General features: G+C 65.8%; 18 protein-coding genes. 1 reads left to right on the forward strand and 17 read right to left on the reverse strand.

Annotated features, from left to right (window positions below; all coding sequences use genetic code 11):
- Positions 1 to 291 precede the first annotated feature (291 nt).
- Entirely contained in the window at positions 292 to 2,373 is a 2,082-nt protein-coding gene (recG, locus tag QWY74_RS03590) for an ATP-dependent DNA helicase RecG (RefSeq protein ID WP_290313745.1), read from the reverse strand.
- Positions 2,370 to 3,287 carry a hydrogen peroxide-inducible genes activator gene (locus QWY74_RS03595; protein ID WP_264826124.1) on the reverse strand — a complete coding sequence of 306 codons (918 nt, stop codon included), beginning with the start codon at positions 3,285 to 3,287 and terminating at the stop codon, positions 2,370 to 2,372. Before QWY74_RS03595 ends, recG begins: the two co-directional genes overlap by 4 nt.
- 93 nt (positions 3,288 to 3,380) lie before the next feature.
- Here QWY74_RS03595 and QWY74_RS03600 point away from each other — a divergent pair, with 93 nt between their 5' ends.
- The gene (locus QWY74_RS03600) at positions 3,381 to 4,259 is read left to right on the forward strand and encodes an NAD(P)H-binding protein (protein ID WP_290313746.1); all 879 of its coding nucleotides are present in this window, start codon (positions 3,381 to 3,383) and stop codon (positions 4,257 to 4,259) included.
- Here the strand turns inward: QWY74_RS03600 and thpR are convergent.
- The 15 genes from thpR to QWY74_RS03675 all read right to left on the reverse strand — a co-directional run bounded on the left by thpR (position 4,232) and on the right by QWY74_RS03675 (position 19,289).
- Positions 4,232 to 4,765, reverse strand: a complete 534-nt coding sequence (thpR, locus tag QWY74_RS03605) for an RNA 2',3'-cyclic phosphodiesterase (RefSeq protein ID WP_290313747.1) — start codon at positions 4,763 to 4,765, stop codon at positions 4,232 to 4,234. The genes QWY74_RS03600 and thpR overlap by 28 nt on opposite strands.
- A 203-nt stretch (positions 4,766 to 4,968) precedes the next feature.
- Positions 4,969 to 5,358, reverse strand: coding sequence for a RidA family protein (locus tag QWY74_RS03610; RefSeq protein ID WP_264826127.1), 390 nt, complete (start codon positions 5,356 to 5,358; stop codon positions 4,969 to 4,971).
- Positions 5,359 to 5,445: 87 nt separating this feature from the next.
- Positions 5,446 to 7,578 carry a RelA/SpoT family protein gene (locus QWY74_RS03615; protein ID WP_290313749.1) on the reverse strand — a complete coding sequence of 711 codons (2,133 nt, stop codon included), beginning with the start codon at positions 7,576 to 7,578 and terminating at the stop codon, positions 5,446 to 5,448.
- Between the two features lie 96 nt (positions 7,579 to 7,674).
- Positions 7,675 to 7,950, reverse strand: a complete 276-nt coding sequence (gene rpoZ / locus QWY74_RS03620; protein ID WP_264826131.1) for a DNA-directed RNA polymerase subunit omega — start codon at positions 7,948 to 7,950, stop codon at positions 7,675 to 7,677.
- 83 nt (positions 7,951 to 8,033) lie between these two features.
- On the reverse strand, positions 8,034 to 8,666 hold the full coding sequence (gmk, locus tag QWY74_RS03625) for a guanylate kinase (protein WP_264826132.1): 633 nt from the start codon (positions 8,664 to 8,666) through the stop codon (positions 8,034 to 8,036).
- Positions 8,667 to 8,785: 119 nt separating this feature from the next.
- On the reverse strand, positions 8,786 to 9,976 hold the full coding sequence (locus QWY74_RS03630) for an MFS transporter (protein WP_264826133.1): 1,191 nt from the start codon (positions 9,974 to 9,976) through the stop codon (positions 8,786 to 8,788).
- Positions 9,977 to 10,089: 113 nt separating this feature from the next.
- Entirely contained in the window at positions 10,090 to 12,276 is a 2,187-nt protein-coding gene (locus tag QWY74_RS03635) for a dihydrolipoyl dehydrogenase family protein (protein WP_290313750.1), read from the reverse strand.
- Positions 12,277 to 12,455: 179 nt separating this feature from the next.
- Positions 12,456 to 13,013: a carboxymuconolactone decarboxylase family protein gene (locus tag QWY74_RS03640; RefSeq protein ID WP_290313751.1), complete on the reverse strand. Its 558-nt coding sequence runs from the start codon at positions 13,011 to 13,013 to the stop codon at positions 12,456 to 12,458.
- 138 nt (positions 13,014 to 13,151) lie between these two features.
- On the reverse strand, positions 13,152 to 14,060 hold the full coding sequence (locus tag QWY74_RS03645; RefSeq protein ID WP_290313752.1) for an AraC family transcriptional regulator: 909 nt from the start codon (positions 14,058 to 14,060) through the stop codon (positions 13,152 to 13,154).
- A complete protein-coding gene (locus QWY74_RS03650; RefSeq protein WP_290313753.1) occupies positions 14,057 to 14,269 on the reverse strand; it encodes a zf-HC2 domain-containing protein in 213 nt (70 codons plus the stop codon). The genes QWY74_RS03645 and QWY74_RS03650 overlap by 4 nt, the downstream gene beginning before the upstream one ends.
- Positions 14,270 to 14,271: 2 nt before the next feature.
- Entirely contained in the window at positions 14,272 to 14,895 is a 624-nt protein-coding gene (locus QWY74_RS03655; RefSeq protein WP_290313754.1) for a sigma-70 family RNA polymerase sigma factor, read from the reverse strand.
- A gap of 123 nt (positions 14,896 to 15,018) precedes the next feature.
- Positions 15,019 to 15,687, reverse strand: a complete 669-nt coding sequence (locus tag QWY74_RS03660) for a DUF3047 domain-containing protein (protein WP_290313755.1) — start codon at positions 15,685 to 15,687, stop codon at positions 15,019 to 15,021.
- A gap of 37 nt (positions 15,688 to 15,724) precedes the next feature.
- The gene (locus tag QWY74_RS03665) at positions 15,725 to 16,360 is read right to left on the reverse strand and encodes an ATP-binding cassette domain-containing protein (protein ID WP_290313756.1); all 636 of its coding nucleotides are present in this window, start codon (positions 16,358 to 16,360) and stop codon (positions 15,725 to 15,727) included.
- Positions 16,361 to 16,377: 17 nt separating this feature from the next.
- Complete coding sequence (locus QWY74_RS03670) at positions 16,378 to 18,087, reverse strand: ABC transporter permease (protein WP_290313757.1); 1,710 nt, start codon at positions 18,085 to 18,087, stop codon at positions 16,378 to 16,380.
- Positions 18,084 to 19,289 (reverse strand): ABC transporter substrate-binding protein, encoded by a 1,206-nt coding sequence (locus tag QWY74_RS03675; RefSeq protein ID WP_290313758.1) that lies wholly within the window; start codon positions 19,287 to 19,289, stop codon positions 18,084 to 18,086. The genes QWY74_RS03670 and QWY74_RS03675 overlap by 4 nt, the downstream gene beginning before the upstream one ends.
- Between the last annotated feature and the right edge of the window lie 218 nt (positions 19,290 to 19,507).

The raw sequence follows: 19,507 nt of genomic DNA on the forward strand, positions 1-19,507 counted from the left end.
ACGGGATAAGAAAAAACCTTGGCCCGCGAGGAGTTGGGGTTAGGCTGCTACGAGCTACGAGCTACGAGCTACGAGCTACGAGCTACGAGCTACGAGCTACGAGCTACGAGCTACGAGCTACGAGCTACGAGCTACGGGCTTCGAGCCACGAGCTGGGTTTTCGGGGTTCGTATCTCGCATCTCGATGCTCGTATGCTTTGGGTTTCAAGCTTCGAGCTGGGTTTTCGGGCTTGTTATCTTGCATCTCGCCGCTCGTTACTCGTAGCCGGGGCGTCGCCCCGGCGCTCGCGGCTATACCTGCCCGTACCGATCGGCGGTTTCACCGAGCCAGCGTCGAATCAGTGCCTGGCTGGCGTCCGGGCGGCTGGCCAGCAGTGCCTCGGCCAGGGGCGAGACCTGGGGCAGCAGGTCGGCGTCGCGCTCCAGGTCGGCGATCTTCATCTGCGCCAGGCCGGTCTGGCGGGTGCCGAGTACCTCTCCGGGGCCACGGATTTCCAGGTCGCGTTCGGCGATGCGGAAGCCGTCGGTGGTCTCGCGCATCACCGTCAGGCGCTGGCGCGAGGTCTCGGAGAGCGGTGGATGATAGAGCAGCAGGCAGTAGCTCTCGGTGGAGCCGCGGCCGACGCGGCCGCGTAGCTGGTGAAGCTGTGAAAGCCCCAGGCGCTCAGGGTTCTCGATGATCATCAGGCTGGCGTTGGGTACATCGACGCCGACCTCGATGACGGTGGTGGCCACCAGCAGGTCCAGCTCGCCCTCCTTGAAGGCGGCCATGACCTCGGCCTTTTCGCTGGCCTTCATGCGGCCATGCACCAGGCCGATGTTGAGTCCCGACAGCGCTTCTTCCAGCTCGTCTCGGGTGGCCTCGGCGGCCTGACACTGCAGGGCTTCGGATTCCTCTATAAGGGTGCACACCCAGTAGGCCTGCCGGCCCTGGTCGCAGGCATAGCGAATGCGCTCGACCACCTCGGGGCGGCGTTCGTCGGGAATCACGGCGGTTTTCACCGGCGTGCGCCCGGGAGGTAATTCGTCGATCACCGAGACATCCAGGTCGGCGTAGGCGCTCATCGCCAGGGTGCGCGGAATCGGCGTGGCGGTCATGATCAGCTGGTGTGGTGTCAGGCCGCCGGCTTCGCCCTTCTCGCGCAGGGCCAGACGCTGGTGGACGCCGAAGCGGTGCTGCTCGTCGATGATCGCCAGGCCCAGGCGCTGGAAGTGTACATCGCCCTGGAAGATGGCATGGGTGCCGACCACCATCCGTGCCCGGCCGTCGTGAATCGCTGCCTTGGTATCCAGCCGGGCCTTGCCCTTGAGCTTGCCGGCCAGCCAGGCGACCTCGATGCCGAGTGGCTCGAACCAGTCGCGGAAGGCGCGGTAATGCTGTTCGGCGAGGATCTCGGTGGGCGCCATGATCGCCGCCTGGCAGCCGCCGGCAATGGCCGAGAGGGCCGCTATGCCGGCCACCACGGTCTTGCCGGAGCCCACGTCGCCCTGCACCAGGCGCAGCATGGGCATCTCGCCGGCCAGGTCGGCGCGAATCTCGTCGAGCACGCGGCGCTGGGCCCCGGTCAGCGAGAAGGGCTGCTGGGTCAGGAAGCGGGCCTGCAGGCCGCGGCCGTCCGGCAGCGGCGGCGCGCCATCCTGCTGGATGCGCAGGCGCACCTCGCGCAGGCTCAATTGATGGGCGAGCAGCTCCTCGAGGGCCAGGCGCCGGCTGCTTGGGTGCCTGCCCTCGGCCAGGGCCTCCGGGTCGGCGTCCGGCGGGGGCAGGTGCAGCGTCTTGAGACAGTCGTGCAGGGCCGGCAGCCGAAAGCGCTGGCGCAGGTCCTCGGGCAGCCATTCCGGGAGTTCCTCGGGGGCGGCCTCCAGGCGCTCCAGTGCTTGGCCGATCAGGGCGCGAAGGCGGGTCTGGTGGAGCCCCTCGGTGGCCGGGTAGATCGGTGTCAGGTGGTCTTCCACCGGGGCGCTGGCATCGCTCAGCAGGCGATATTCCGGGTGATAGATCTCCAGTCCGGTGGCCCCGGCGCGGGCCTCGCCAAAGGCGCGCACCTGCACCCCGGGGCGGAACTGTTGCTGCTGGGCCGGCGAGAAATGAAAGAAGCGCAGGCTGAGGATGCCCGAGCCGTCACGCAGGCGCACCAACAGGCTGCGACGCCGCCCGCGCACTACTTCGGCCGCCGCGACCTCGCCCTCCACCACGGCTTCGCTGCCCGAGCGCAGCGTGGCGATGGGCGTGACACGGGTGCGGTCCTGATAGCGCAGGGGCAGGTGAAACAGCAGGTCGGCCACGCTCTCGATGCGCAGCCGAGCCAGCTTGAGGGCCAGCGCTTCGCCGACGCCCTTGAGACTGGTGACGGGGGCGTCGAGCTGTGTCATGCCATGGCCGGTTCTTGAGCACGGCAGGTGGCGATGGCCTGAGTCACTGCATCGATGGCCTGCGGCCGCGGGAAGCTGGCGCGCCAGGCGATCGCCACGGTACGGCCGGGGGCCGGATCGACGAAGGGGCGCGTGGTCAGCAGGCCCTGTGCGTAGTGATGGCCGATGGCCGAGTGGGGCAGTACCGTAATGCCCAGCCGCGAGGCGACCATGTGGCGAATGGTCTCCAGCGACCCGCCCTCGGCGGTCAGCGTATTGTTGGGGCTGTTGAGCTTGTGGCTGATGGCCGGGCAGGCTTCGAGAATCTGGTCGCGGAAGCAGTGGCCCTCGCCGAGCAGCAGCAGGCGCTCTTCCAGCAGGTCTTCCTTGGCGATGGCCTCGCAGTTGGCCCAGGCATGATCGGCCGGCATCAGTACCTCGAAGGGCTCGTCATACAGCGGCTTGGTCACCACATCCGTCTCGGTGAAGGGCAGGGCGACGATGATGGCGTCGAGCTCGCCGCTGCGCAGCTTGCGGCGCAGGTCGCCGGTGAAGCCTTCCTCGATGTACAGCGGCATCTGCGGGGCCTGGCGGGCCAGCTCGGGCACCAGATGCGGGAACAGATAGGGGCCGATAGTGTAGATCGCGCCGATCCGCAACGGGCTGGCGAGCTGGTCGCGGCCGGCGGTGGCCAGCTCCTTGATCACGCTGCTCTGCTCGAGCACGCGCTGAGCCTGTTCGACGATTCGCGCCCCCAGGGGGGTGACCTGTACGGTGGACTTGGAGCGCTCGAAGAGTGCCACGCCGAGTTCTTCCTCGAGCTTTTTCACGGCAACTGACAACGTGGGCTGGGAGACGAAGCACTGCTCGGCGGCGCGCCCGAAATGGTGCTCCTGAGCCAAGGTTACGATATAGCGGAGTTCTGTTAGAGTCATCGTGGTGCCGGGCATCCTGTCATCTGGGTAATGGGTCCCGCCGTCAAGGCATCCTCGTATGATAGAGACTTTTTATCAGGGGGCGAAAGTAGAGTGAAGACAACAACGCTGATTCTCGGGTGTGGCGACATCGGTACCATCCTCGGTGGCCAACTGCAGCAGGCCGGCCACCGGGTTGTAGGGGTGCGTCGTGAGGCAAGCAAGCTGGCCGACAGCGGCCTGGAAGCCATGTCCCTCGACCTGGGCGACGCCGAGGCGCTGAAGACGCTGCCGGATGCCGACATCGTGGTCTACGTGGTCAGTGCGGATCGCTTCGAGGAGGATGCCTATCGGGCCGCCTACCCGGACGGGCTGAAGACGGTGCTTGCCGAACTGGGCCGGCGCGAGATGCCACCGCGCCATTTGTTCTTTGTCTCATCCACCGGTGTCTATGCTCAGCAGGACGGGGAAGTCGTCAATGAGCAAAGCGAGACCCAGCCTACCGGCTTCTCCGGCAGCCTGATGCGCGAGGCCGAGCAGGCGCTGATCGAGCATGACTTGCCGGGCAGTGTGGTGCGCTTCTCGGGTATCTACGGCCCGGGGCGCGACCGCCTGATCCGTCAGGTCAAGGAAGGCCGCATCGCCGCCGCCACCCCGGTCATGTACTCCAACCGTATTCATCGCGATGACTGTGCTGGCGTTCTGACCCATCTCATCTGCAAGGCGCTGGACGGCGAGGCCCTGCACGAGCTGTATCTGGCCAGTGACTGCGAACCCGCCCCCCTGCATGACGTCATGACCTGGATGGCGAAGCAGCTCAAGGTCGAGTCCAGCGAGACCATCCAGTCGCCGCTGCGCCGCCGGGCCAGCAAGCGCTGTGACAATACCCGGTTGCTGGATAGCGGTTATCGCTTCCGTTACCCGACCTTCCGCGAGGGCTATACCGAGGTTCTGCGGGCCGGCGGTCATTTGCCGGAGAAGGCGTCATCCTGAGGGCGTGACTGGGCCAGGGTGGTATAGCGGCTGCCGTGTGGCGTGGGCACCGAACTGACCAGTGAGACACGCGCATAGGACCAATCCAGCCCGACCTTGGGCAAGTCGGTGTCAGGCGGGGGAGAGGCGTTCCTCAAAAGCGAGATGTGCGGCCTGAACTGCCGAGGCTGCACCACGATGCCAAAGCCCTTCAGCGACGCGACCAGCGACGCCTGACGCCGCTGCAGCTCAGCGGACCCCGGGCCACCCACCCAGATGATGCGCGGCCCGGCAAAATAGCCCCAGCGATCCAGCCGCCACTGCCCCGCGCCAAATACCTGGCGCTCCAGCCAGCGACTCAGCGACTCGGCCTCCGCCGCGGACCGCTCGCCCAGAAACGCCAGGGTCAGGTGCAGGTTGTCATCGACGATGCGCCGGCCACCGCACGGGGCGTGAGCCGCATCGCCCAGCTGCCCGAGCTGCCGGCGCAGCTCGGGCGGGGGAATCAGCGCGAGGAAAAGACGCATGGCAAGGCTGGCCTCCAGGCGAAGCGGCGACATCGCCAGAGTGAGGGTCCTTTGCCAGGGATGGCAAAGGTAGCGCCCAGGGAAGGGTTCACAGCGCCCTCGCGAAGGCGTTTCGCCGCCTGCTACATGAGGATAGTGACGGTCCGACGCTTCGGCACCGCCGGCGGCCAGGATATCGAGCGCAGCAATGAATCATCCTTTCCTCAGTCGCCGATGACCAACACCGCTTCCCCCTCGACCTGACTGCCCTTCGGCAGCGCCTTGACGCCCACCGCCGCACGCGCCGGATAAGGCGTATCAAACACCTCTTCCATGATCTGATTGACGATGGCGAAGTTATCCAGATCCACCAGGTAGAGGTTGAGCTTCACCACATCCTTAAGGCCGCCGGCGGCTTCCTCGCAGACCGCCTTGAGGTTGGCGAAGACCTGACGGGCCTGGGTTTCGAAGTCGTCGGAGACCAGCTCCATGGTCGCTGGGTCCAGCGGAATCTGCCCGGAGAGATAGACGGTGTTGCCCGCCTTGATCGCCTGGGAATAGGGGCCGATGGCGGCAGGCGCTTGTTGGGTATTGATGACGGCCTTGTTGCTCATGGTGTGCTCCCTTGCTGATATTGTGATGATAATGAAAATAGCCAACCCTGCCTGACGCCATCGGCGACAGGCCCGGGCAGGCAGGGATCAATTGCCGAGTCGGCTGATCTTGCTGACGTGGGAAAGGTTGCGCAGTCGCTTGATGATGCGCGCCAGATGGCCGCGGTTGTGCACCGCCAGGGTCAGGCTGACGATGGAGAGCCGGGCGTCGCGCTCTTCGATATCGATGCGCTCGATATTGGCATCGGCATCGGTCACCACGCTGGCCAGTTCGGCCACCAGGCCGCGACGGCTCTCGACCTCGAGGCGCAACGGCACCGGGAAATCTTCATCGCCCTGGTCGACCCAGCTGAGGGCAAACAGCTTTTCCGGATCGTCGCGGCGCAGCTCTGCCAGGTTACGGCACTTTGTGCGATGCACCACGATGCCCTTGCCGGCCGAAAGATGGCCCACCACCTTGTCGCCCGGTAACGGATGGCAGCAGCGCGCATACTTGATCACCATGCCTTCGGCGCCGCTGATCATGATCGGCTCCCGGGCCGACGGGGGCTCGACGTTCTGCGACGCCCCTTCCGGTACCGCGACCAGGCGCCTGGCGACCACATGAGCGACCCGCGAGCCAAGACCGATGGCGGTCAGCAGGGCGTCCTCATCGGCCATATCCAGTTCTCGCAGCACGCCATCCAGGGCTTCATCGGGAAGCTCCTCGAGGCTGGTCTCGTAGGCCGAGAGCGCCTTGTTGAGCAGGCGGCGGCCGAGCTGGGCGGCCTCGGTCTGCTGCTGATGCTTGAGGGCATGACGAATCGCCGAGCGCGCCTTGGCGGTCGCCACATTGTTGAGCCAGGCCGGATTCGGCTTGGCGCCCGGCGCGGTGATGATCTCCAGGGTCTGACCGCTTTCCAGGCGTGTCGACAGCGGTGCCAGGTGACGATCAATGCGACAGGCAATGCAGCGGTTGCCGATATCGGTATGCACGTTGTAGGCGAAGTCGATCACCGTGGCGCCCTGGGGAAGCTCACGGATGTCGCCCTTGGGCGTGAAGACGTAGATATCGTCCGGGAACAGATCGTTCTTGACGTGCTCGATGAACTCCAGGGAGTCGCCGGCATGGCGCTGCATTTCCAGCAGGCCCTTGACCCAGGCGCGCGCCCGGGCATGGCTGCCCTCGGCGATGGGGTGTTCGGTCTGCCCGGCCTTGTAGAGCCAGTGGGCCGCAATGCCGTTGTTGGCCATGGCCTCCATCTCGCGGGTGCGGATCTGCACCTCGATGGGCATGCCACCGGCGCCAAACAGGGTGGTGTGCAGACTCTGGTAGCCATTCGCCTTGGGAATCGCGATATAGTCCTTGAAACGCCCGGGCACCGGTTTGTAGAGGTTGTGTACCACGCCGAGGATGCGGTAGCAGGTGTCCACGTCCTGGGTGATGATGCGAAACCCGAAGACATCCATGATCTCGGCGAAGGGTTTGCGCTGGTCGCGCATCTTGCGATAGATCGACAGCAGGTGCTTCTGTCGGCCGACCACCGAGCCTTTCAAGCCCTCGTCGTCGAGGCTCTTCTGCAGGCTGTCCTGAATCTGCCGGATGCTTGCCCGGCGATGCCCTCGGGCACTGGCCACGGCGCGCTTGATGCGCTCGGAGCGCATGGGGTGCAAGGCCTGGAAGGAGAGGTCTTCGAGCTCGACGCGAATAGTGTTGATGCCCAGGCGACTGGCGATCCGGGCATAGATTTCCAGCGTCTCGCGGGCGATGCGCCGCTTCTTGTCCGGTCGCAGGGCACCGAGTGTGCGCATGTTGTGCAGACGGTCGGCCAGCTTGACGATGATCACCCGCATGTCGCGGGACATCGCCAGCACCATCTTCTGGAAGTTCTCGGCCTGGGCGACCGCCTTGTCCTCGAAGGTGATCTGGGTCAGCTTGGAGACGCCGTCCACCAGTTCGGCCACCGGCTGGCCGAACTGCTCGCCGAGGGCCTGCTTGCCGATCCCGGTATCCTCGATGACATCATGCAGCATGGCGGCCATCAGGCTCTGGTGGTCCATGTGCATGTTGGCGAGAATATTAGCGACCGCCAGCGGATGTGTCACATAGGGCTCGCCGGAGCGGCGACGCTGGCCGTCATGTGCCTGTTCGGCGTAATAGAAGGCACGCTTGACCTGCTGGATCTCATCCTGAGGTAGATAGCCGCCGAGACGGTCTGCCAGGTCATCGATGGTGAACATACAGCGCGCCTTGAAGAGGTCGTGAAAGCCCCGAAGGTCGTGTCAGTCCGGAAGCGGATCGGCAGGCCCGAAGGGCCGGGCCTGCGCTGGAAGGGATCACTCGTCCAGTGAATCCCCTTGGTCATCGGCGACATTGTATTCACGACGTACCGGCGGCTGGGAGGCCTCGATGGGTTCGTCGAGCACGCTGGCATCGACCTGGCCCTGGGCAATCTCGCGCAGCGCCATGACCGTGGGCTTATCGTTCTCCCAGGGCAGCAGGGCATCACGCGAACCGCGGGAGAGCTGACGGGCACGGTGGGTGGAAATCATCACCAGCTTGAAGCGGTTTTCGACGTTTTCCAGACAATCTTCGACGGTGACTCGGGCCATGGGTGCCTTCCTGAATGCTGACGGGAAAAGCCCCGGCCGGCGTCATGACGCCCCCAGGGATTCCAGTGGATAGACGGTTTAGATTACTCGACGCCCGGTGCTTCTGACAAGAGCGTTGCCAGCAGCGGGGCCAGGCGCGGGCCGGCCCGGCGCTGATGCAGGCGTTGCGCGGTGACCAGCGACTGCAGTTCGCGCAGTGCCGTGGTGAAGTCATCATTGATCACCAGGTAGTCATACTCATGATGATGCGACATCTCGCTGATGGCTTCGCGCATGCGCGAGGCGATCACGGCATGCTGATCGGTGCCGCGACCGGCCAGGCGACGTTCCAGCTCGTCCCGGGAAGGCGGCAGGATGAAGACCGAGACGGCTTCCGGAAAGCGTTCGCGTACCTGGCGAGCGCCCTGCCAGTCAATTTCCAGAATGACATCCTGGCCGGCCTGGAGCAGGGCTTCCACGGCGCCCCGCGAGGTGCCGTAGAGATTGTCGAACACCTGAGCGTATTCGAAGAACTCGCCCTGCGCGATCAACGACTCGAACTCGGCATGATCGACGAAGTGGTAGTTCACGCCGTCGACCTCGCCCTGCCGGCGCGGGCGGGTGGTATGCGAGACCGATACCTTGAGGCCGTCGAGGCTCTCGATCAGCTCGCGTACCAGGCTGGTCTTGCCGGCGCCGGAGGGAGCGGAAACGATGAACAGCGTACCTTGTGGCATGGGCAGGGGTCCTAAGCAATGGGCGGCTCATGGGACGAGGAGTATGGCATATCTCGTTTCGTTGCCCCAGCCCCGACACAGCGGGCCATGATGGGACCCAGGCCGCGTCGCTCCTGGGCTCAAGCGGCCGTGGACAGGCGGATGTCTCGCCGCTCCTGCCACAGGCCGATGGCAAAGACCATCAGGCCGCACAAGGCCAGTCCGGCACCCACCAGGCCGGATGACGACCACTCGGCTCCAGCCTTGATGACCACCGCTGCCAGCCAGGCCCCCAGCGCATTGGCGCCGTTGAAGGCGGCATGGTTCATCGAGGCGGCCATGGTCTGGGCATCGCCGGCAACATCCATCAGCCGGGTCTGCAGGGCCGGGCCCAGGGCCATGCTGGTGCCCACCAGGCCGACGAAGATCAGACCGGTGATCAGATGGTTGGCGGCGAAGTAGAAACCTCCCTGAACCAGCAGGCACCACACCAGAATGCAGGGGATGGCCCGGGTCAGGTTCTTGTCCGCCGCGCGGGCACCGGCCAGGTTGCCGAGTATCGTACCCACGCCAAAGATCGCCAGCACCCAGGGGCCGAGTGTCTCGGCCATGCCGGCCTGGCTGGAAAGCGTGGGCACCACATAGCTGAAGACCGCGAACATCCCGCCAAAGCCGATGCTGCCGACGCCCAGGGTGTAGAGCACGCGCTGCTTGATCAGGGCCGTGAGTTCACGTCGCGGGCTGGCATTGGGGTCGTGGGGCTGGCTGGGCACCCAGAGGCGAATCAGGACCGCCGTGGTCAGGGCGACCAGGCCGACGCCCAGAAAGGCACTTTGCCAGCCCAGCCACTGGCCGACCCAGGTCGCCAGCGGCGCCCCCACCACAATGGCCGAGGTCAGGCCCAGCATCACCCGGCTTATCGCCCTGGCGCGTTCCGCTACCGGCACCGCGGCCGCGGCCACCAGGGCGGCGATGCCGAAGTAGGCGCCATGCGGCAGGCCGGCCAGGAAGCGCAGGCCGACGAAGGGCCACAGCGAGGTGGCCATGGCACTGGCGATATTGCCCACGGCAAAGACCAGCATCAGCGCGATCAGCAGCGGACGACGCGGCACCCGCGCCGCCAGCGCGGAAATCAGTGGTGCACCGACGACCACGCCCAGCGCATAGCCGGAAATGGCATAGCCTACCTCGGCACTGGCGACCTGCAGATCACCGGCGACCCGCTCCAGCAGGCCCATGATGACAAACTCGCTGGTGCCGATACCAAAGCCGCCCAGGCCCAGGGCAATCTCGGCCAGGCGCGGGTTGTGGCCCCGGGGCAGTGACGACATGGTGGCGCTCCTCGCTGACAAAAAAACGATCCTGGCGCGGGGCCAGGATCGTGGATCATCGTGCTGCGAGTTTAAAGCTAGCCGCCTAAATATGCGAGCGCTGCCTTTTTTGCTTACTCGGTGCGCTGGTCCTTGTCGGGGGTGACCTCCGGGGCCGCAGTGTTACCGCGCCGCCAGGCGAAATAGCGGGCCAGCCAGCCCAGTACCCGCTCCGGCTTGTGGGCGTTCTTCCAAAGCCCGGCGGAGCCTTTCACGGCTTCCGAGAGGGTCGGGTAGGGATGAATGGTGCCCAGCAGCTTGTTGAGGCCGATGCCCTGCTTCATGGCCAGGGTGACTTCGGCCAGCCATTCGCCGGCATTCTCGCCGACCAGGGTGGCACCCAGGATGCGATCCTTGCCGGGAGGCGTGAGGATCTTGATGAAGCCGCTCGTGGCACGCTCGGCGATGGCGCGGTCGCTCTCGGCCATCTCATAGCGGGTGACCTCGTAGGCGATGCCCTGAGCCTGCGCCTCGCGTTCATTGAGGCCGACCCGCGCCACCTCGGGCTGCAGATAGGTCACGGCGGGCATGATGCGGTAGTCGACCCGGAAGCGCTTGAACTCGCCGAACAGGGCGTTGACGGCCACATGCCAGGCCTGGTGGGCCGCGGCATGGGTCAGCTGATAGGGGCCGGCCACGTCGCCACAGGCCCAGATGTTGGGCAGGTGGGTCTGTAACTGCTCGTTGACTTCCAGGGTGCCGTTGTCGCGGGTGGTGATGCCCAGTTCCTCGAGCCCCAGCCCCTCGACATTGGCCCGGCGGCCGACACTGACCAGCAGCCGGTCGAAGGCGAGGCGCGAGCGCTCGCCGGCGGCGTTCTCGACCACCAGCCTGTTCTCGCCTGCCTCGACACAGACCTCCACCGCCTGGGTGCCGGTATGCACCCTGACGCCCTCGTCGCTCAGGGTGCGCTCGACCAGCTCGCCGACCTCCGCGTCCTCGCGGCCCAGCAACTGAGGCGTGCCCTCAACCAGCGTGACCTGGCTGCCCAGGCGGGCGAAACTCTGGCCCAGCTCGCAGCCGATGGCCCCGCCGCCCATGACCAACAGGCGTTCGGGCAATTCGGTGAGCGACCAGAGGTTGTCGGAGGTCAGCACCTCGACCTGCTCGATGCCGGGGATATTCGGCACAAAGGGCGTGGCTCCCGTGGCGATGACGATATGCCGGGCGCTCAGGCGGCGACCATCGACATCCACCGTCCAGGGCGATGTCAGGTGCGCCGAGCCGCGTTGTACCTCGACCCCCAGGCCGGTGTAGCGCTCCTCGCTGTCGTGGGGTTCCACCTCGCGAATCACCTGGTGGACGTGATTCATGACCTCGCCGAAGTCGATGCGCGGCTCGCCGGCGTGCACCCCCAGGCGCGGCGCCTCGCGGACCTGCTGAGCGGCACGGGCGGCGCGGATCAGCGCCTTGGAGGGCACGCAGCCGGTGTTCAGGCAGTCGCCGCCCATGGCCTCGCGCTCGACCAGCGCCACACGGGACTTCACGGCGCTGGCGATATAGCTGGTGACCAGTCCTGCCGAGCCGCCGCCGATCACCAGCACATCGTAGTCGAAGCGTGCCGGCCGCTGATGGCCCTCATAGCGTCGGCGGCGCTGCAGCCAGTCGACGCCCCAGCGCGCCACCAGCGGGAAGATGCCCAGCAGCGCGAAGGACAGCAGCAGCGAGGGCGAGACGATGCCGCCCATGGACTCCAGTTGGCCGAGTTGCTGACCGGCGTTCACGTAGACGAAGGTGCCGGGCAGCATGCCGATCTGGCTGGCTGCATAGAACACCGGGGTGCGCAGTCGGGTCAGGCCCATCACCAGGTTGATGACAAAGAACGGAAAGATCGGCACCAGGCGCAGGCTGAACAGGTAGAGGGCACCGTCGCGTTCGACGCCGCGGTTGATGGTCTCGATCTGGCGTGCGAAGCGCCGCTCCACGGTCTCGCGGAAGAGGGTGCGCGACAGCAGGAACGCCAGGGTGGCGCCGATGCTGCTGGCAAAGGATATTAGCAACAGGCCCCAACCGAGGCCGAACAGGGCGCCCCCCAGGAGGGTCAGCAGGGCGGCACCGGGCAGCGACAGCGCGGCCATCAGCACATAGATGACAAAGAAGCCACCGGCCACCAGCCACGGCGAAGCGGCGAACCACTGATCGAAGCGCGATTGCAGCGACTGGATGGATGCGAGGGTCAGGTAGTCATCGAGCCCGGTGCCGAAAAATACGGCCACCAGGGCGACAATCACGGCAATGATCACTAAGCGGTAAGGTTTCACCGGTTCTCCTTGAATCCTGGTTTGGGCAGTTGGCCTGGTGCTCAGGGTAACGGCTTGGACGCCGTTCATGTGGATTTGGTCGCGAAATGGCTCGCATCCTTACAGGCGATGCTGGATGGCAAACAAAAGGGCGGCATCCCGTTGGGGTATGCCGCCCTGATCAAGCTCGTGCCGGCCGGTCAGTTCCGCGGGTTCTGCCAGGCGAGTGACTTCAACTCGTCATTGAGCGGTGTCTCGACGATGTGGTTGGTGAAATTGGACAGGGTCTTGAGGCTGACTGCAATGACCAGTTCCAGCAGTTGTTGCTTTTCGAAGCCGGCGGCCAGGAAGGTCTGGATCTCGTCGTCGCTGGCCCAGCCGCGCACCTCGACCAGGTGTTTGGCGAAACGCGCCACGGCCGCCAGTCTCGGATCGTCGGGGTTGCTCAGCTCGCGCAGCTTGTCGATCTCGCCGGGCGCGACTTGTGCCGCCTGTGCGCCACCCGTGTGCGCAGCCACGCAGAAGCTGCATCCATTGAGCGAGCTGATGGCCAGCAGGGCGACCTGCTGTTGCGCCGCACTCAGGCTGGTGCGCGAGAAAATCTCATCGAGCGTCTGGTAGGCCTCGAGCAAGGCCGGCGCTTCGGCCATCATGGCGAAGAGGTTGGGCACAAAGCCCATCTTCTGCTGCGCGGCGCTCAGCCGCTCGCGAGACTCGGCAGGGGCACTCTCGGGCGTGTGCAGGGTGAAATCGGTCATGCTGTCCTCCTGAAAGGTGTGAATACAGCATCTCGATACTAGCCCGATGGGACAGGGGCTGCGCGTTGCTGCGTCCGACGTTCATGTCGCAGCGTCCAGGCATTGGGGTGGGGCGCATCGTTCGTCCCTTGCCGGGTGTCAGGCCGAGGGGTGGTGAAGTCGCCTGGGCGGCATGCCACGGATGCGCTGGTAGGCCTTGCGAAAGGTGGATTCCGAGCGGTAGCCGCTGGCCAGCATGGCGCCCATCACACTCTCTCCTCTGGCGAGCGCCTGATCGGCCAGTATCATGCGCAGCCTGGCCTGGTAATTGGCCACTGTGGTGCCGACCACGCGCGGGAAGCGCTCGCTCAGGCTGGATCGTGACAGCCCGGCCTGTGTCGCCAGTTGTGCCACTGTCCAGTGGCGTGTCGGGTCCTCGTGCAACAGGCTGATGGCCCGGTTGATGGGCGGGTCGAGAAAGGCGCCGAGGCTACGCTGATCCAGTAGGGCGTGCTCCAGGCAGTGTCGCAGCAGCATGGTCAAAAGGGCATTGGCCAAGGCATTGACGGTGAGCTCATGGCCCGGGCTGTCATGGCGGGTCATCTCGTCGATGATCGCGTTCACCACCTGGTCCAGGGCGGTGTGCCGTTGCGCCACGGGAAGACGCACGATGCGCGGCAGTTGATGAAACCAGGTCGGGGGAACATCGTGGAGAAAGCGGAACTGCCCACATACCAGTCCGGTACCCGGCTGCGGGCTGCGTAGCGAGACCATGCTCGGGTGGCAGATGGCCTCCCGAGAACCCGGCATCAAGCGGTGGGGGGTGTCCCCGGGAAAAAAGACCAGCTCGCGCTCTGCCAGCATTTCCTCCTGGCAGTCCTGCCAGGTGAGCCGGCACTGGCCCTCGGTGACCAGATGAAAACTCGGCGCTACCGCATGCTGGTGGTTCAGCAGCCACTCGCCGCAGTGTTTGGCGGCATGGTAGAAATGGCTGCCCAGGAAGATGGGTTGCAGCAGGCGTGTCAGGATATCCTGGTCGCCTGGCGCTGTGGTCTCGGACGCACTCACCGGGGCGGCGTCTGCGAGTCGCTGGGCCAGGCCTGCTCTGCGTACTCATGGCCTGCCGTGTGGATCAGCGTCAGTTGGCGGTTGCAGTTCTTGCAGGCGCCGCACATGGCCAGATGCAATGTCAGCGCCAGCCTTTCCTTGCGTGTCAGCGCTACATCCAGACGTTTCGACATCAGGCGAGTGGCCTTGTGACACATCAACATTTTCATGGTCATTCCTCCGTCAGCCAGCCCTTTTCCAGGCAGGCCCTGAGTTTCAAGCGCGCGCGATGCAGGATGATCCAGCAGTTGTTTTCCTTGATACCGGCCTCCTCGCAGACCTCACTGGTCGAAAGTCCCAGAAACTCGCGCATGGTGAAGATGCGAGCGGTTTTTTCAGGCAGTGCGGTCATGCAGACATCGAAGACCTGCCAGAATCGCTCGCTGGCCAGGGTCTGGGCCGGATCCCCCCAATGCCGTGGACGCGCCGCCACGGCCCAGCGCCCAGAGTCCTGAAACTGCTGGTCGACTTCGGCCTCGATGCCGGGGTCCTCCCAGTCCTGGCATTGTTGCTGGCGCTTGCGGGTGCGAAAGGCATCCAGAATCTTGTGCTTGAGAATGCCGAATACCCAGGTTTCGTAGCGCGAGTGACCATCGAAGTGATCACTCTTCTCGATGGCCGCGATCATGGTTTCCTGCACGATGTCCTCGGCTTCGTGGGCATCACGCAATTGCAGGCGGGCAAAGCTGATCAAGCGCGGTCTCAGGGCCTCGAGCCGCTGTTGCCGCTCAGACGCCGACGGCTTGGCCTCATGATCGCCGGTTGAGTCGGGCCACTCCACTTCGGATGGCGCCATGACGGGGCTCCTGGCTGGTGCTTAGATGAATTGTGGCAATACAACGATGATCGGGCCAGGTGATGCCTCTGGCCGGCGCATCGCCATGGTGGTCGAGCTATCCGGCGGTATCATGGTGGACAGTTATGGTGGACAGTTCGGGGGTGTCGGGCTCGCGGCCAGGCCGACAGCGGTGAAGTGTGCCACCGCATCGCCGCCGGCGTTGTCGCCATCGCTCATCAAGGCCAGGCCATTGATCTCCTCGACGTCCTCGCCGAACAGCGACGTGAAGTCGGCGCGGATATCGCGGACCTCGCCACGCCATTCATTCAGCGGCGAGGATGCGCCCTGCAAGGCCAGCAGCATGGCGCGCTCGGTGAAGGCATTGGGCCAGCGGCTTCCCTGGGGCTGGGTCGAGGACCAGACATAATTCACGGACTCTAGCTGCCAGGGCAGCAGCCCGGTCTTACGCGCCACATAGAGGCGGGCGGGGTAGTCGTCGCCACTCTTGCTGCGCTCATCAATCCCGGCATAGCGAGAGTCGACCTTCCAGCACCAGTGCAGGTAGGGCGTTTCGTTGAGGTTGATATCGCGCTCCAGGTACTTGGCCGAGGCCTGGCCCTGACTGCGTGCCTGCAGTACCTGACGGCCATCTTCCCGAATCACCCGATACTGGCTCTCGCCCTCGAAGGATCGGGTCGGCCAGCCGGCGATATCGCTGGCGCTGAACTGGATGCCGGCCGCGCTGGCGCTGCTGGTGGCCAGGCTCAGCAGCGCCAGCAGCAGGGGGCGGTACAAGGGGGCGTGGAACATGCGGGTCTCCTCTGGCGTGGGCATCGTGATCGGGGCGTCACGCTGCGGACAGGGTCAGGATGCGTCCGCCCGCGGCCCGGGCATCGGCTTCATCATGGGTCACCATCAGGGTTGGCAGGTGATGGTCGCGAACCCGCTCGAAGACCCATTGACGGATCTCGTCGCGCAGCGCGGCGTCGAGTTTGGAAAAGGGCTCATCGAGCAGTATGGCGCGTGGCGCCGAGAGCAACACCCGCAACAGCGCGACCCGTGCCTTCTGGCCGCCGGAAAGCGTGGCCGGGTCGCGCCGCGCAAAGGCCTCCAGCCCTACCGAGGCCAGAGCCGCCCGGATGCGCTCACGGCGTTCACCGCTTCGGCCGTCGCGGCGCATGCCGAAGGCCAGGTTGCCCTCGACATCGAGATGAGGGAAGAGTAGCGGATCCTGGAACAACAGGCCGAGGTGGCGCTGCTCGGCGGGCAGGGTGTCGAGGCGGGTGTCATCCAGCCGCACCTGCCCGCTGGCCTGGAAGGCCGGGCTCAGAAAGCCGGCGATATACGCCAGCAGGGTCGACTTGCCCACGCCGGAGGGGCCCATCACGGTCACGATCTCGCCGGGCGCGATGGCGGTGTCGAGGCTCAGCAGTAACTGCTGGCCCTGATGAATCTGAACATTGTCGAGGTGCAGGGTCGCCATGAACGCGTGTCTTCCGGTCAGTGTGACAACAACAGGCCACGCCGCCGCCGAAACAGCAGGCGTGGCAGCAACAGCGCCAGTACAAAGCCCAGTGCCGGCAGTGCCAGTTGCAGCAGGGCATGGATGGCCGTCAGTCGACGGTCGCCGCCGCTGGCCAGACTGACGGCTTCGGTGGTCAGCGTCTCCACTCGGCCGGCACCGAGCAGCAGGGTCGGCAGGTACTGGCCGATGCTCACGGCAAAGCCGACCGCCGCGGCGGTCAGGATGGGCGCCAGCAGCATGGGCAGGCGCACGCCCATAAATACCCGCCAGGGGCCGGCGCCCAGGCTGCGCGCCTGCTGGGCCCAGCGCGGGTCGAGGCGCCGGTAGCTTTCGGCCAGCGACAGAAACAAGTAGGGCAGCACGAAGACCGCGTGGCCGAGGATCACCGCCAGCAGACCCGGCTGCTGGCCCAGCTGGGCCTGCAACATCACCAGACCGAACAGGAAGGCCACCGAGGGCACCAGCAACGGCAGATACAGGATCAGCTGAGCGCCGGGGCGCAGGGGGCGGCGGCGCAGCGTCTCGGCTTCCAGCGAGCCCAGCACCAGCACCAGCGACAGCAGGGTGGCCCCCAGCGCCACCGCCAGCGACTGGGCCACCGGGCTCAGCAGTCCGTCGGCGGCGTTCTGCCAGTTGCCGAGGGTGGGCGGCCAGGGCAGCGACTGCGGGAAGGGCCAGTAACCGGCTACCGACCACAGCGCCAGCCCGGCCAGCGCAAGCAGCATCAGGCCCAGCACCAGGCGCATGGCCCAGCGGGCCACCAGGGCCCAGCCGCGTTCCCCGCAGTGGCGGCGACCATCCTGCCACCAGCCGCGGCTGAGACGCACCACCAGGCGCTCCATCAACCACCAGCCGAGCAGGGCCGCCAGGGTGGCCAGCAACTGCAAGAGGGCGCCGGCCGAGGCCATGAAGCGCGTCGTCAGGTCGGGGTCATGCAGCCAGCCGACCACGGCCACCGCCAGCGTCGAGGGGGTCGTCGGCCCGAGGATCATGGCCACCTCCACATTGGCGGTGGCGAAGGCGATTACCGCATAGACCGGCAGCCGCAGCAGCGGGTAAAGCCCGGGCATCACCGTCTTGAGAAAGGCCGTCAGGGGTGGATAGCCCAGGCTGCGGGCCACTGTCATGCGTTCATCGGCCCGGCACTGCACCAGCGCCGCCAGGCTCATCAACAGCAGGAAGGGAACCTCCTTGATGACCAGGCCAAGGATCAGCGCCAGCCCCCAGCTGTCGCCGGGAAAGGCGAAATCGGGCGGGTAGTCGAGGCCGGTCAGCCAGGGTGAGAGAATCCGCATCACCCAGCCGGAAGGCGCCAGCAGGAAGGCCAGACCGATCGCCGCGGCGGCATGCGGCACGGCCAGCAGTGGCGCCAGCCAGCGCCGCAGGCGGCGGTACACCGGGGACTGCAGGAAGCTGCCCAGAAACAGCACCACCACCGCCAGCGAGATGGCCGCACTGCCCAGCCCCGAGACGAGGCTGAGGCGCAGCATGTCATTCAGCCCCGGTACCCGAGCCAGCTCGCGCCAGGGGGCCAGGCTCAGCTGTTCGCCACCCAGGGCCGGTAGCCAGCCGAAGGCCGGCGCCAGAGCCCCGGCCAGGCCGCTGAATACCGGCAGGCTGAGCAGGCCGATGGTCAGCCAGGGCAGGCTTCGGATGACCAGCCGATAGGACAGCGCCGCTGTCATTGACTGCCGTAGCGCTGCCGCCAGGCGCTTTCGAGCGGCTCGATCCAGGAGGGATGCGGCTCACGCAATAGCGTGCCGGCGTTCTGCGGCGGCAGACTCGCGGCGGCGCGACCTTCTGGCTCGAAGCGTTGTTGCTGTTCGGCGGACAGTCGTGACATATCGAGGACCGTGGCATCACCCCAGACACTCAGGTCCTGCTTGTGCGCCTGGGCCTCGGGTGACATCAGGAAGTTGGCGACCACCAGGGCACCGGCCTTGTGCTGGGCGTTGAAGGGGACCGCCACGAAGTGCACATTGCCCAGAGTGCCCTCGCCGAGATAGTAACTGCGCGTGCTGGGTGCCAACTGATGGTCAAGTACGCCCGCCGCCGGGGCCGTGGGCGTGAAGGTGAAGGCCAGGCTGAGCTCGCCGTCGCCCATCAGTTGGCGCATCTTCGGCCCGCCGGCGGGAAAGTCCTGGCCCTCCCGCCACAGGTGCGGATGGAGCTGGTCGAGATAGCGCCACAGGGGCGCCGTGACGGCCTCGAAATCGGCGTCGTCAACGGGCTCGTAAAGCACTTCGGGGCTGTCGGTCAGCCCCAACAGGGCCTGCTTGAGAAAGCTGGTGCCGAAAAAGGACGGTGGCTTGGGGTAGGTGAAACGACCGGGGTTCTCCCGGGCCCAGTCCAGCAGGGCCGGCATGTTGCGCGGCGGCTCTGCGACCCGGGCGCTGTCGTGGTAGAAGGTGATCTGCGCCCGGCCCCAGGGCGCCTCGTAGCCCTCTACGGGCAGGGTGAAGTCCTCGCGCACTTCCGGGTTCTGCTCGGGCGCGGTCAGCGGGAAATTGGGTAGCTGCTCGGCCCAGGGCCCGTAGAGCAGGTCACGCTCCTTCATGGCGGCAAAGTTCTCGCCGTTGATCCACATCAGGTCGGTGGCGCCCTCCCGTTTATTGCCGGCCGACTTCTCGGCCAGGATTCGGCTGACCGTCTCGGCGATATCGCCGACCTTGACGTGAACCAGCTCGATGTCATGGCGCGCGTCGACCTGCTCGGCCACCCAGTCGATATAGCCATTGACGCGGGAATCCCCGCCCCAGGCACTCCAGTACACGGTCTGGCCGCTGGCGGCCTCGGTCACCGTCGACCATTCGGACAGCTCAAAGGCCTGACCGATGCCGGGTACGGCCAGCATGGCGGCCAGCAGCAGGCCCCTTGTATGTCTCATCTCGCGCTCCTCTGGTTTGCCCCCAGGCAATTTCTGAAAACTGCCTGTGCGCGGCTATACGGCGTTGAAAACCTTCTCGCGCGCGAGTCCGATCAAATTGCTCATTGACTCCTTGTAAACTCCGCATTTTCAAAAAATTTCGCCTTGTCTAGCCTTTGCTCGCCGACTTCTCAGACAGTGCCCAAGTTATGTCGTCCGCGCGGGCGATTCCTTACAGC

Source organism: Halomonas almeriensis (assembly GCF_030409235.1).
GTDB lineage: Bacteria > Pseudomonadota > Gammaproteobacteria > Pseudomonadales > Halomonadaceae > Halomonas > Halomonas almeriensis.

What these genes read in the sequence shown, in the direction of transcription:
- recG (WP_290313745.1), bottom strand. Translation starts at nt 2,373, where the DNA reads ATGACACAGCTCGACGCCCCCGTCACCAGTCTCAAGGGCGTCGGCGAA.
- QWY74_RS03595 (WP_264826124.1), bottom strand. Translation starts at nt 3,287, where the DNA reads ATGACTCTAACAGAACTCCGCTATATCGTAACCTTGGCTCAGGAGCAC.
- thpR (WP_290313747.1), bottom strand. Translation starts at nt 4,765, where the DNA reads ATGCGTCTTTTCCTCGCGCTGATTCCCCCGCCCGAGCTGCGCCGGCAG.
- QWY74_RS03610 (WP_264826127.1), bottom strand. Translation starts at nt 5,358, where the DNA reads ATGAGCAACAAGGCCGTCATCAATACCCAACAAGCGCCTGCCGCCATC.
- QWY74_RS03615 (WP_290313749.1), bottom strand. Translation starts at nt 7,578, where the DNA reads ATGTTCACCATCGATGACCTGGCAGACCGTCTCGGCGGCTATCTACCT.
- rpoZ (WP_264826131.1), bottom strand. Translation starts at nt 7,950, where the DNA reads ATGGCCCGAGTCACCGTCGAAGATTGTCTGGAAAACGTCGAAAACCGC.
- gmk (WP_264826132.1), bottom strand. Translation starts at nt 8,666, where the DNA reads ATGCCACAAGGTACGCTGTTCATCGTTTCCGCTCCCTCCGGCGCCGGC.
- QWY74_RS03630 (WP_264826133.1), bottom strand. Translation starts at nt 9,976, where the DNA reads ATGTCGTCACTGCCCCGGGGCCACAACCCGCGCCTGGCCGAGATTGCC.
- QWY74_RS03640 (WP_290313751.1), bottom strand. Translation starts at nt 13,013, where the DNA reads ATGACCGATTTCACCCTGCACACGCCCGAGAGTGCCCCTGCCGAGTCT.
- QWY74_RS03650 (WP_290313753.1), bottom strand. Translation starts at nt 14,269, where the DNA reads ATGAAAATGTTGATGTGTCACAAGGCCACTCGCCTGATGTCGAAACGT.
- QWY74_RS03655 (WP_290313754.1), bottom strand. Translation starts at nt 14,895, where the DNA reads ATGGCGCCATCCGAAGTGGAGTGGCCCGACTCAACCGGCGATCATGAG.
- QWY74_RS03660 (WP_290313755.1), bottom strand. Translation starts at nt 15,687, where the DNA reads ATGTTCCACGCCCCCTTGTACCGCCCCCTGCTGCTGGCGCTGCTGAGC.
- QWY74_RS03665 (WP_290313756.1), bottom strand. Translation starts at nt 16,360, where the DNA reads ATGGCGACCCTGCACCTCGACAATGTTCAGATTCATCAGGGCCAGCAG.
- QWY74_RS03670 (WP_290313757.1), bottom strand. Translation starts at nt 18,087, where the DNA reads ATGACAGCGGCGCTGTCCTATCGGCTGGTCATCCGAAGCCTGCCCTGG.
- QWY74_RS03675 (WP_290313758.1), bottom strand. Translation starts at nt 19,289, where the DNA reads ATGAGACATACAAGGGGCCTGCTGCTGGCCGCCATGCTGGCCGTACCC.